10 protein-coding genes are annotated in these 11,608 nt (G+C 69.5%); 3 read left to right on the top strand and 7 right to left on the bottom strand.

Annotated elements, in window-relative coordinates; genetic code table 11:
- Window positions 1-18: 18 nt before the first annotated feature.
- Window positions 19-219 carry a hypothetical protein gene (locus tag F6B43_RS12290; RefSeq protein WP_150449206.1) on the bottom strand — a complete coding sequence of 67 codons (201 nt, stop codon included), beginning with the start codon at window positions 217-219 and terminating at the stop codon, window positions 19-21.
- 43 nt (window positions 220-262) lie between these two features.
- Complete coding sequence (locus F6B43_RS12285; RefSeq protein WP_150449205.1) at window positions 263-1,876, bottom strand: molybdopterin-dependent oxidoreductase; 1,614 nt, start codon at window positions 1,874-1,876, stop codon at window positions 263-265.
- Window positions 1,877-1,953: 77 nt separating this feature from the next.
- Here F6B43_RS12285 and F6B43_RS12280 point away from each other — a divergent pair, with 77 nt between their 5' ends.
- From F6B43_RS12280 to F6B43_RS12270, 3 genes are read left to right on the top strand one after another with little or no spacing between them, the layout of a single operon-like run.
- The gene (locus F6B43_RS12280; protein WP_150449204.1) at window positions 1,954-3,627 is read left to right on the top strand and encodes a circularly permuted type 2 ATP-grasp protein; all 1,674 of its coding nucleotides are present in this window, start codon (window positions 1,954-1,956) and stop codon (window positions 3,625-3,627) included.
- Window positions 3,621-4,553, top strand: coding sequence for an alpha-E domain-containing protein (locus tag F6B43_RS12275; protein ID WP_150449203.1), 933 nt, complete (start codon window positions 3,621-3,623; stop codon window positions 4,551-4,553). Before F6B43_RS12280 ends, F6B43_RS12275 begins: the two co-directional genes overlap by 7 nt.
- A complete protein-coding gene (locus F6B43_RS12270; protein WP_150449202.1) occupies window positions 4,550-5,395 on the top strand; it encodes a transglutaminase family protein in 846 nt (281 codons plus the stop codon). Before F6B43_RS12275 ends, F6B43_RS12270 begins: the two co-directional genes overlap by 4 nt.
- Before the next feature lie 27 nt (window positions 5,396-5,422).
- Here the strand turns inward: F6B43_RS12270 and F6B43_RS12265 are convergent, their stop codons facing one another.
- The 5 genes from F6B43_RS12265 to F6B43_RS12245 all read right to left on the bottom strand — a co-directional run bounded on the left by F6B43_RS12265 (window position 5,423) and on the right by F6B43_RS12245 (window position 11,479).
- On the bottom strand, window positions 5,423-6,868 hold the full coding sequence (locus F6B43_RS12265) for a rhamnulokinase (protein WP_150449201.1): 1,446 nt from the start codon (window positions 6,866-6,868) through the stop codon (window positions 5,423-5,425).
- 171 nt (window positions 6,869-7,039) lie between these two features.
- Window positions 7,040-9,076 (bottom strand): bifunctional aldolase/short-chain dehydrogenase, encoded by a 2,037-nt coding sequence (locus F6B43_RS12260; RefSeq protein ID WP_150449200.1) that lies wholly within the window; start codon window positions 9,074-9,076, stop codon window positions 7,040-7,042.
- Window positions 9,073-9,924 carry an alpha/beta hydrolase fold domain-containing protein gene (locus F6B43_RS12255; RefSeq protein ID WP_150449576.1) on the bottom strand — a complete coding sequence of 284 codons (852 nt, stop codon included), beginning with the start codon at window positions 9,922-9,924 and terminating at the stop codon, window positions 9,073-9,075. Before F6B43_RS12255 ends, F6B43_RS12260 begins: the two co-directional genes overlap by 4 nt.
- Window positions 9,925-9,929: 5 nt before the next feature.
- Window positions 9,930-11,096, bottom strand: coding sequence for an L-rhamnose isomerase (gene rhaI, locus F6B43_RS12250; RefSeq protein WP_150449199.1), 1,167 nt, complete (start codon window positions 11,094-11,096; stop codon window positions 9,930-9,932).
- Window positions 11,093-11,479 (bottom strand): L-rhamnose mutarotase, encoded by a 387-nt coding sequence (locus F6B43_RS12245; protein WP_150449198.1) that lies wholly within the window; start codon window positions 11,477-11,479, stop codon window positions 11,093-11,095. The genes rhaI and F6B43_RS12245 overlap by 4 nt, the downstream gene beginning before the upstream one ends.
- Between the last annotated feature and the right edge of the window lie 129 nt (window positions 11,480-11,608).

Genomic DNA, 11,608 nt, shown 5'->3' with positions numbered 1-11,608 from the left:
CTGATGCACGCGTGCGCCTCATCGGCGCGAGTGTGCGTTCACCCATCTGCGCCGCCAGATCGCAACAGCGAGCCAGGCGAGCGCGGTGAGGGCGAATCCGGCGCCGACCCAGGGCGTACCCGTCCGGAGGTTCCACACGGCCAACGCGGCGAAACCGACGGCGAACACCAGACAAGCGATCCATCCGGCTCTGGGCTCGTCGTGCTCTGCATGGCTCACGCCAAAATACTAAAACACGCTCAAGGGGTCGATGGGCGCCCAGCTACGCGAAGACGGTGATGAAGCGCTCGTTCCAGCCGGTCGCGCCGTCGGGGACCACGTCGGCGAGCGTTCCGGTCTGCACCTCGCCGGTCGCGCTGATCGCCCTGCAACGCAGCAGGTGGTCGCCGGCGGTGGCCGTCCAGGGGATGCTCCACTGCACCCAGGTGTCGTCCGATATCGCCGTCGCGAGGGTCGCGGGCATCCAATCGCCCTCGTCGATCTGCACCTCGACGCCCGACACGCCCACGTGCTGCTGCCAGGCGACGCCCGCGATCACCGTGTCGCCCGCCTTGAGCCCCTGGGATTTGCGCGGGACGTCGATGCGCGACTCGAGCTTGATCGGGCCGCGCTCTGACCATCCCCGCTGCGTCCAGTACGCGGCGGCGTCTGTATAGCGCATGACCTGCAGCTCGGTGACCCACTTGGTCGCCGACACATACCCGTACAGACCGGGAACCACCATTCGCACGGGGAAGCCGTGCTCAGCGGGCAGCAGGTCGCCGTTCATCCCGACCGCGAGAATCGCATTGCGGTCGTCGGTGAGCGCTTCCAGCGGGCTCGAGGCGGTGAATCCGTCGATCGACCGCGACAGCACCATGTCGGCATCGGCAGTCGGCTTGGCGCGGGCGAGCAGCGCCCGGATCGGATGGCCGAGCCACAGAGCATTGCCGATCAGGTCGCCGCCGACCGCGTTCGACACGCACGTGAGCGTCGTCACGCTCTCTTCGAGAGGGAGGGCGAGAAGTTCATCCCACGTCAGCGTGAACTCGTTCTCGACCATGCCGTAGACGCGAAGGCTCCAGTCGGCGGGATCGACCTGGGGCACGATCAGCGCGGTGTCGATGCGGTAGAAGCTCGCGTTCGGTGTGACCACCGACGAGAGCCCGGGGATGCCGAGCTCAGCCGACGCCGGAATCGCGGGCGCCTGCGCGGCCGGGGTCGGCAGTGTGAGCTTGGCTCGGATGGCCTCGACCGACCTCGCCCCTGCGCGGAGGGTCGCGCCGCCGATCGTGGCGAACACCCCGATCGCCACGGCCCCACCGCTCCACAGCAGGAACCGTCGCCGGTCGACCCCGGCGTCATCCGCTCGCGAGACCCGGCTCGGGGCCCTTCCCGGGGCGGACGAAGGTTCCGCGGCCGCGTCTCGCGACGCGGGGGCGGGGGCCGCGGGAGCCGGGGCGCGGGCCACCAGCATCCACAGGGCGACGGATGCGCCGACCCCGGCGAGGATCGACGGGATCCACGAGAGCAGGCCGGCGTCGGCACGCGTCAGTGCCGCCACGGCGCCGGCGATGCCCACCAGGATGAAGACGACACGCCCCCACGGGGGGAGGCGCTGTTCGAGGATTCCGGCGCCGCCGGCGACGATCAGCAGCACGATCGCGATACCGACCAGGAGCGCGGCCTTGTCGTTGGTGCCGAACAGGCCGATCGCCGTCTCTTTCGCCCACGGGGGAGCGAAGTCGATGAGCGCTGACCCGATCGCGGCGAAGGGGCTTGAGCCGGGTGAGAGGATCGCCGCCGCGAGCTCTCCGATGCCCGCACCGAAGATGACTGCGGCGACACCGGCGATGGCGCCGACGAGGCCGCGCCTGGTGCGTTCGGCGGCTCCCACGAGTCGAAGCCTACGACCGATCTCTGTATGCGGGATCCGAAATACTTCGGCAACATGCCGCGGACTAGGCTCTCCCCATGGGCGATCTGTTCGACGGCTACGGCTCCACGTTGGCGCCGCGCAAGACCGCGTCCGGTGTCCCCGCGTTCGACGAGATGTTCGGCGCCCCCGATCATCCCGGCGATGCCGCGGAGTCGCGCGAGGCGTATCGGGAGCTCTATCAGGCCCTGGCCAAGATGACGCAGGAAGAGCTGCGCGGCCGCACCGAGTCGCTCGCGAGCTCCTATCTCGCGCAGGGCGTGACGTTCGACTTCGCCGGTGAGGAGCGGCCGTTCCCGCTGGATGCGGTGCCTCGGATCATCACGTACGACGAATGGGCGCGCGTGGAGGCGGGCGTCAAGCAGCGCGTCAAGGCGCTCGAGGCGTTCCTCGACGACGCCTACGGGCGCCAGCACTGCGTGCGCGACGGCGTGCTCCCCGCCGGGCTGATCGCGTCGTCTCAGTACTTCTATCGCCAGGCCGCCGGCATCCACAGCGCCAACGGCGTGCGCATCCAGGTGTCGGGAATCGACCTGATCCGCGACGAGCACGGCGAGATGCGCGTGCTCGAAGACAACGTGCGCGTGCCGAGTGGCGTCAGCTACGTCATCTCGAACCGGCGGGTCATGGCCCAGACGCTCCCCGAGCTGTTCGTCTCGATGCGGGTGCGTCCGGTCGGCGACTACCCCAACAAGCTGCTGGCCGCCCTGCGGGCGTCGGCTCCGTCCGGTGTCGAAGACCCGAACGTCGTCGTCCTCACCCCGGGCGTCTACAACTCGGCGTACTTCGAGCACACGCTGCTCGCGCGCTTGATGGGCGTGGAGCTCGTCGAGGGCCGCGACCTGATCTGCATCGGCGGTCGCGTCTTCATGCGCACGACCCGCGGGCCCCAGCGCGTGGACGTGATCTATCGCAGGGTCGACGACGAGTTCCTCGACCCGCTGCAGTTCCGCGCCGACTCGATGCTGGGTGCCCCCGGCCTCATGCTGGCCGCGCGCCTGGGCAACGTCACGATCGCCAACGCGGTGGGCAACGGCGTCGCCGATGACAAGCTGCTCTACACCTACGTGCCGGACCTCATCCGGTACTACCTCGCCGAAGAGCCGATCCTGAAGAACGTCGACACGTGGCGCCTGGAAGACCCCGGCGCGCTCGAGGAGGTGCTCGATCGCCTGCCCGAGCTCGTCGTGAAGCCCGTGGACGGGTCGGGCGGCAAGGGTCTGGTCGTGGGGCCGGATGCTTCGCCCGCCGAACTCGAGAAGCTCCGCAAGCGCCTCATCGCCGACCCCCGGGGGTGGATCGCGCAGCCCGTCGTCATGCTCTCGACGATCCCCACTCTCGTCGAGGACGGGATGCGCCCGCGGCACGCCGACCTGCGCCCGTTCGCGGTCAACGACGGCGACGACGTGTGGGTGCTGCCCGGGGGGCTCACGCGCGTCGCGCTGCCCGAGGGCCAGCTGGTCGTCAACTCGAGCCAGGGCGGCGGCTCGAAAGACACCTGGATCGTCGGCGGCGCGGCGCCCGGCCACGTCGAGTACGGCCAGGGTGTGGGACTTGCCGGGCTCGTGGCAGACCAGGCCGCCACGGTGACCGCCGCCATCCCGATCATCTACGACAGCCAGCCCGCGCCCGCGCACTCGCCGCAGGATCGGCCGCGCGGCCACACCGAGCAGCAGGAGCAGCAGCAGCAGTCGCAGGAATCGTCATGCTGAGCCGCATCGCGGAGAGCCTCTTCTGGATCGGCCGGTACATCGAGCGCAGCGACGGCACCGCCCGCATCCTCGACGTGCACCTCCAGCTGCTGCTGGAGGACCCGTGGGTCGACGAAGACACCGCGTGCCGCTCGCTGCTGCTCGTGATGGGATCGGTCCCGCCCGATGACGACGAGATCGTCCGGCGCGAAGACGTGCTCGCCCGGCTCGCGATCGACCGCGGCAACCCGTCGAGCATCGGCTACGCGCTGGGCGCCGCGCGCGAGAACGCCCGCCGCGCGCGCGAGATCGTGAGCACCGAACTGTGGGAGACCCTGAACACCACCAACTCGCGGATGCCGCGTCGCCTTCAGCTCGACAAGGTGCACGACTTCTTCAAGTGGGTCCGCGAGCGCTCGGCGCTCGCGATCGGCACGGTGGATTCCTCGACCAGCCGCGACGAGGCCTGGCAGTTCTTCACACTGGGTCGCAGCATCGAGCGCGCCGACATGACCGCACGCCTGCTGGCGACGCGGTCGCTGACCGAGGCATCCGGTCCGTCCTGGACGACGATCCTGCGTTCGTGCGGCGCCTACGAGGCGTACCTGCGGACCTATCGCGGCATGCCGAGCGCCCTGAATGCCGCAGAGTTCCTGCTGCTCGATCGCTTGTTCCCCCGCTCGATCATCTACTCGATCCAGACCGCCGAGGCCTGCATGAGTGCGATCGATCCGGTGGCCGATCGGGTCGGCCACTCGAACACCGTGCTCCGCGCGCTCGGCCAGATCCGCAACGACCTGGAGTACAGGCCGATCGGCGAGATCCTCGGCGAGCTTCCGCAGCACATGGATCGGGTGCAGAAAGTGACGCGCGAGGCATCCGAAGCCATCCGGCACCGCTTCTTCCCCACGCAAGCCGAGCCGAGCTGGATCGGGGAGACATCATGAAGAGATTGCGCATCGAGCACCAGACCGGGTTCTCGTACAAGGGCGACGTGTCTGCCTCGTACAACGAAGCGCGGATGCTGCCCAGCTCCACCGACAGCCAATTCGTGCTCAGCTCATCGCTCGACATCGAACCCGGTACCGCGGTGAACCACTACGTCGACTACTTCGGCACACGGGTCGCCGTCTTCGACGTGCTGTCGGCGCACGCCGCCCTGCAGATCACCGCCAAGAGCCTCGTGGAGGTGCGGCCTCGGCCGCTCGAGTACGCCGACATCTCGTGGGACCGGCTGCGGACCGAGGCGACGCGATCCATCGAGACCGTCGAGCAGCTCGGCCAGACATCCCGCACCGCGCCGCATCCCGAGGTCGTCGAGATCGCTCGGAGTATCGCCTCTCAGCACGACGACCCGGGGCACGCCGCGCACGCGATCGCCTCCACGATCGGCGACGCCGTCGAGTACATGCACGGCATCACGGGCGTGCACTCCACCGCACAAGACGCGTGGCAGGCACGTAAAGGCGTCTGCCAGGACATCGCGCACATCACCCTCGGCGCGCTCCGCGAGGTGGGAATTCCCGCCAGGTACGTCTCGGGCTATCTGCACCCCCGCGCGAACGCAGAGGTGGGCGTGGCCGTGGCAGGCGAATCGCACGCCTGGGTCGAGTGGTTCGCCGGCGACTGGCAGGGGTTCGACCCCACGAACAACATCGAGATCGGCGACCGGCACGTGCTCGTCGGGCGCGGCCGTGACTACAGTGACGTGCCCCCGCTCCGCGGCGTGTACGCCGGGCCGCACAAGTCGCACCTGAACGTGAAGGTCACGATCACGCGCGAGGCCTAGCAGCCGTTCGATCGATGCGCGCGCCCCTCAGAGCCGGGGGTCGTACCGCACCGGCGCGTGCGTGCGCGCGACCAGGTCGCGCAGAGCCTCGAGCGATCCGTCGATGTACCCCATCGCCCTCGCCTGCACGAGGACGTTGCCGAGTGCTGTCGCCTCCACGGGTCCCGCGAGAACGGTCATGCCCGAACGATCGGCGGTCCTCTGGCAGAGGAGCCGATTGAGTGCCCCTCCGCCGACGATGTGGATCGTGCGCGCGTCCACACCCCCGAGTTCGGCGGCGCGAGCGGCCGACTTGGCGAACGCCTGGGCGAGCGATTCCACGATGCTGCGGACGTAATGCGTCCGGGTTCGAGGCGCAGGCACGCCGTGCTCCTCGCACCACGCATCGATGCGTGCGGGCATGTCGCCGGGCGGCAGGAAGCGCGGGTCGTTGATGTCGAACACCGGGACGCCGGGGCCGGCCTCGGCTGCAGCATCCAGCAGCGCGGTCAGATCCACAGGATGACCCTCGCGCTCCCACCCGCGCAGGGTCTCGCTCAGCACCCACAGCCCCATGACGTTGTGCAGCAGGCGCACGCGCCCGTCGACACCGCCCTCGTTGGTGTAATTCGCGGCGATCGCATCGGGGCCGAGCACCGGATGCTCGACCTCGACGCCGACGAGCCCCCAGGTGCCGCACGAGATGTAGACGGCCGATTCGGGATGCATCGGCACGGCGACGACCGCCGACGCGGTGTCGTGCGATCCGACCGCCGTCACGGATACGCCGGCCGGTGCGCCGATCGCCGAAGCGACGTCGGGCAGGAGCGATCCGAGGCGCTCACCCGCGGAGATCAGCGGGGGAAGGATGCCGCGCGGCAGGCCGAGGGTGGCGATGAGTTCGTCGTCCCACTCGCCGCTCTCGACGCCGAGGAGCCCTGTCGTCGAGGCGTTGCTGCGCTCCGCGCGCGCGATGCCGGTCAGCCAGTAGCCGACGAGATCGGGGATCAGCAGCGCCGTATCGGCGAACGCAAGCTGCTCGGGGGGCTCTGCCGCGAACTGGTAGAGCGTGTTGAACGGCAGGAACTGCAGGCCGTTGCGTGCGAAGAGCGCGGAGTGCGGCATCCGCTGATGGACTGCTGCGACACCGGCCGTCGTGCGGGCGTCGCGGTAGTGGAACGGTTCGCCGAGCAGACGCGCCCGCCCTTCGCCGACCCCGCGCAGCAGGCCGTAGTCGACCGCCCACGCGTCGACGCCGATGCTGGCGATGCCCGGCTCGTCGCGGAACGCCGTGCGCAGCCCGGTCAGCGCGGCGCCGTACATGCCGAGCAGGTTCCAGTGCAGCCCGTCGATCGCCTCGACCGGATCGTTCGCGAAGCGCGCGACCTGCCGGGTCTCGAGCACGCCGCCGCCCACGTGTCCGACGATCACGCGCCCGCTCGTGGCTCCCATGTCGATGGCCGCGACGGTACCCGTCTCTGCGCTCTCCGTCATCCCCGCGTCCTCCCTCCGCCGACCCGCATCATCCCGTCCCTCCTCCTTCGCCGAGCCACCCCTCTCGCGCCGAGCCGCCCCTGTGCCGGCGGTCGGTAGCGGGGTGGTTCGGTGGGAAGGGGGTGGTTCGGCGAAGAGTGCGTGCGGCGCCGAAGGGGGAACGGAAGGGGGTCATCGCAGGAAGGCTGCGGCGACGCCTGAATCGACGGGGATGTGCAGGCCCGTCGTCAGCTGGAGTTCGGGGCCGGTGAGGGCGATCACGGCGTTCGCGATGTTCTCGGGCAGCACTTCGCGCTTGAGGATCGTGCGCTGCGCGTAGAACTTGCCGAGGTCGTCTTCGGCGATGCCGTACGTCTTCGCGCGATTGGCGCCCCAGCCGCTCGCGAAGATGCCCGAGCCTCGCACGACGCCGTCGGGATTGATGCCGTTGACGCGCACGCCGTGCTCACCGAGTTCGACCGCGAGGAGGCGCACCTGGTGCGCCTGGTCGGCCTTCGTCGCCGAGTACGCGATGTTGTTGGGCCCGGCGAACACGCTGTTCTTCGACGAGATGTAGATGATGTCGCCGCCGAGCTGCTGGTCGATCAGGACGCGCGCCGCGGCCTTCGAGACCAGGAACGATCCCTTCGCCATGACGTCGTGCTGCAGGTCCCAGTCGGCCTCGGTCGTCTCCAGGAGAGGCTTCGACAGCGAGAGCCCGGCATTGTTGACGACGAGGTCGAGCCCGCCGAACGCGAGCACGGCGTCATCGACGGCGGTCTGCACGGCCGCGGCGTCCGCGACGTTCGCGGCGATTCCGATCGCGACGTCCGTCCCGCCCAGCTCTGCGGCTGCCGCCTGGGCCTTCGCGAGGTCGAGATCGGCCACGACGACGCACGCGCCCTCGGCGGCGAGCCGTGTTGCGATCGCCTTTCCGATCCCCGACGCCGCGCCGGTGACCAGCGCGATACGGCCGGCGTGGGTCTTGGGCTTGGGCATGCGCTGCAGCTTGGCCTCTTCGAGCGCCCAGTACTCGATGCGGAACTTCTCGGCATCCGAGATCGGCGCGTAGGTCGAGAGGGCCTCGGCCCCCCGCATGACGTTGATCGCGTTCAGGTAGAACTCGCCGGCCACCCGGGCGGTCTGCTTGTTCGCGCCGAAGCTGAACATGCCCACCCCGGGCACGAGCACGATCAGCGGATCGGCGCCGCGCATGGCGGGCGAATCGGGCGTGGCGTACTTCTCGTAGTAGGCCGTGTAGTCGGCGCGATACGTCTCGTGCAGCTCCTTCAGACGGGTGAGGGATGCCTCGACCGACGCGTTCGACGGCACGTCGAGCAGCATCGGCTTGACCTTCGTCCGCAGGAAATGGTCGGGGCAGCTCGTGCCGAGCGCGGCGAGCTCCGGCGCCTTGGACGAGGCGAGGAACTCGAGCACCCGCGCATCGTCGGTGAAGTGGCCGACCATCGGCTTGTCGTGCGACGCGATGCCCCGGATGGTCGCCGCCAGCGCAGCGGCCTTCTCGCGACGCTCGTCGGCGGGGAGGGCCTCGAAGCCGGCCCGCACCGACCCGAACGGCTCGGCCTTGCCGTGCGCGTCGATGTAGGCCTGCGCGGTGTCGATGATCCACAGCGAGTTGGCCTCGGCCTCGTCGGACGTGTCGCCCCACGCGGTGATGCCGTGGCCACCGAGGATGCAGCCGATCGCCTCGGGGTTCGCGGCCTTGATCGCCGCGATGTCCAGGCCCAGCTGGAACCCGGGCCGGCGCCAGGGCACCCACACGACCTTCGGTCCGAAGATCTTCGCGGTCAGCTCTTCGCCGTCGGAGGACGTCGCGATCGCGATACCGGAGTCGGGATGCAGGTGGTCGACGTGCGCAGCATCCACCAGTCCGTGCATCGCCGTGTCGATCGACGGCGCCGCGCCGCCCTTGCCGTGCAGGCAGTAGTCGAACGCGGCGACCATCTCGTCTTCGCGATCCACGCCCGGGTAGACGTCGACCAGCGCGCGCATCCGGTCCAGGCGCAGCACCGCCAGCCCCGACTCGGTCAGGGTGCCGAGGTCGCCGCCCGAGCCCTTCACCCACAGCAGTTCGACCGGCTCACCGGTGACCGGGTCGGTCTCGGTCCCCTTCGCGGACGTGTTGCCGCCCGCGTAGTTCGTGTTCTTCGGATCGGCGCCCAGGCGGTTGCTCCGCGCGATGAGGTCGTGAGCCGTCGGGTTCGTCATGAGGGCGTCCCTTTCAGGGCGAGGATTCGAGCGGCGAAACGGGTGAGGGATGCCGTGGCCGCAGGGTTCTCGGGATCGTTGAGGTGACCGTGGCGGGTGCCGGGCTCGGTCGACACGTCGATGTCCCGCCCCGCGGCCAGAAGCGCCGCGGCGAATGCCTCGCCGGAGACCCGGAGCTGGTCGACCTCGTCGTTGATCATGATGGTCGGTGGAAAGTCGGCCAGGTCTCCCGCGGTCGCGTTGCCCGGAACCGCGAAGATCTCGGCGGTGTCGGCACTGCCGCCGAGATAGTTCTCGTACATTCCCCGCACGGCGTCGGGGCCGAACGTGTCGGCCGCCGGGTCTGCGTCGAGCGCGGCGCGGAGCGCCGCGTCGGGCTCGGCCTGCACGGCGTGCAAGGTGGGGTAGGCGAGGACGGCCAGCGCCGGAATCGGTCCCCCGGAGCGCGCGAGACGGAGTGCGGCGCCCGCTGCGAGGTTTCCCCCCGCGCTGGCGCCCCCGAGTGCCCACGGCCCTTCGGCGAGGCCGGATTCGGTGGCCCACCGGAACGCGAACGCCGCTTCTTCCGATGCGACGGGGTATCGGACACCGGACGACGGTTCGATTCCGCTCGCCGCGGCCCATTCCGGCGGCACCGGCGCGCGCTGATAGTCCACGGAGACGACCACGATGCCGCGTTCGGCGAACTGCGCACTCACCCAGTCGGCCTCGGGCATGTCGAGGTCACCGCCGGCGAAACCGCCGCCGTGCAGCCACACCAGGCCGGGGCCGGCGGGCGTCGACGGCGTGTACACGCGCACGACCAGAGGCCCATGGGGGCCGTCGAGCGTTCGATCTGTCGCCACCATCGAGGTCACGCGCCCCAGCTCGCCTGCACGCCGCCGAGGCGTTCGGTCTCGATCTTCTCCTGGTACCCGGATGCGGCGTAGGCCGCCATCGGGTCTGCCGCCAACCCGCGGCTCTCGCGCCATTGGCCGAGCGCGGGACGCACGTCGGTGTAGAAAGCGTCCATGAAGACCGCGTTCGCGGCGAGCACGTCGCCTGAGAGCTGCGCGACCCGGAGGGCCTCCGCGTCCACCAGCAGCGCCCGAGCCGTCATCTCCTGCACATTGAGAACCGAGCGGATCTGGCCGGGGATCTTCTTCTCGACGTTGTGGCACTGGTCGAGCATGAAGGCCACGTCCGGGTTGTTCAGCCCTCCGCCTCTGATGACCTCGAAGAGGATGCGGAACAGCTGGAACGGATCGGCCGCGCCGACGATCAGGTCGTCGTCGGCGTAGAAGCGCGAATTGAAGTCGAACGAGCCGAGCTTGCCGAGTCGCAGGAGCTGCATCACGATGAACTCGATGTTCGTGCCCGGGGCGTGATGCCCGGTGTCGAGGCACACCATCGCCCGTTCGCCGAGCGCCGACACCTGCACGTACGACGTGCCCCAGTCCGGGACGTCGGTGTGGTAGAAAGCCGGCTCGAAGAACTTGTACTCGAGCACGAGGCGCTGCTCGCCCGACAGGCGGGCGTAGATCTCCTGCAGCGACTCGTGGAGGCGATCCTGGCGACCGCGCAGGTCGGCCTGCCCCGGGTAGTTCGACCCCTCGGCGAGCCAGATCTTCAGGTCGCGCGAGCCCGTGGCATCCATGATGTCGATGCACTCGAGATGGTGGTCGATGGCCTTGCGGCGCACCGCGGCGTCTTCGTGCGTGAGCGCACCGAACTTGTAGTCGTCGTCCTGGAACGTGTTCGAGTTGATCGTGCCGAGCTCGACGCCGAGGTCGTTCGCGTAGGTGCGCAGGGCCGCGTAGTCGTCGACCTTGTCCCAGGGGATGTGGAGGGCGACCGCCGGTGCGAGTGCCGTCACCCTGTTGACCTGGGCGGCGTCGGCGATCTTCTCATAGGGGTCGCGCGGCGTCCCCGGCGTCGTGAACACCTTGAAGCGCGTGCCGGAGTTGCCGAACGCCCATGAGGGGAGCTCGATGCTCTGCGCGGTGAGCTGAGCCTGGATGTCGGGAGACAGCGTCGTCATGATCGCGTGCTTTCTGTGGAAGGAGTGGGGCTGACCGCGGCGAGCTGGTCGTGCAGGTGGAACACTTCGGTCAGAGCGATCGCCGACTGGTCGGGCCGGCCGTCGAGCCCGACGAAGAAGCCGGCCATCTCGGATTCCCACCGCGCGGCGACGGGCGAGGCGGCGAGGTAGGCCTGGGCCGCCGTGTCGTCGTCGGTCTCGTAATACCCGATGAGGGTGCCGTCGTCGCCGAGGAACAGCGAGTAGTTGCGCCGGCCGGATGCGGCGATCTCGACCAGCATCTCGGGCCAGACCGGGGCGTGCCTGGCGAGGTACTCGGGGACGCGGTCGGGGTCGACGTGCAGCTGGAAGCACACCCGCGTCGCAGTGGTGGTGCTCGTCATCGAGGTACTCCTTGTGCGGTGCGGTGGTGCGGCGAGAGGGACGGGCGGCACCGGCCGGGCCCGGGAGCTCTCACGCATCGATGAATCGTTTCAAACCTAGACGACCCGGTCGCGGTGCGCAACTCGGAG

The sequence above is a fragment of the Microbacterium rhizomatis genome (assembly GCF_008710745.1).
Classification (GTDB): Bacteria; Actinomycetota; Actinomycetes; order Actinomycetales; family Microbacteriaceae; genus Microbacterium; species Microbacterium rhizomatis.
This window is presented reverse-complemented; position numbering and strand designations above follow the sequence as displayed.

Excerpts from the sequence above, each read along its gene's own strand:
- F6B43_RS12255 (WP_150449576.1), bottom strand. The coding sequence starts at position 9,924 with ATGGTGGCGACAGATCGAACGCTCGACGGCCCCCATGGGCCTCTGGTC.
- F6B43_RS12270 (WP_150449202.1), top strand. The coding sequence starts at position 4,550 with ATGAAGAGATTGCGCATCGAGCACCAGACCGGGTTCTCGTACAAGGGC.
- rhaI (WP_150449199.1), bottom strand. The coding sequence starts at position 11,096 with ATGACGACGCTGTCTCCCGACATCCAGGCTCAGCTCACCGCGCAGAGC.
- F6B43_RS12260 (WP_150449200.1), bottom strand. The coding sequence starts at position 9,076 with ATGACGAACCCGACGGCTCACGACCTCATCGCGCGGAGCAACCGCCTG.
- F6B43_RS12265 (WP_150449201.1), bottom strand. The coding sequence starts at position 6,868 with ATGACGGAGAGCGCAGAGACGGGTACCGTCGCGGCCATCGACATGGGA.
- F6B43_RS12280 (WP_150449204.1), top strand. The coding sequence starts at position 1,954 with ATGGGCGATCTGTTCGACGGCTACGGCTCCACGTTGGCGCCGCGCAAG.
- F6B43_RS12245 (WP_150449198.1), bottom strand. The coding sequence starts at position 11,479 with ATGACGAGCACCACCACTGCGACGCGGGTGTGCTTCCAGCTGCACGTC.
- F6B43_RS12275 (WP_150449203.1), top strand. The coding sequence starts at position 3,621 with ATGCTGAGCCGCATCGCGGAGAGCCTCTTCTGGATCGGCCGGTACATC.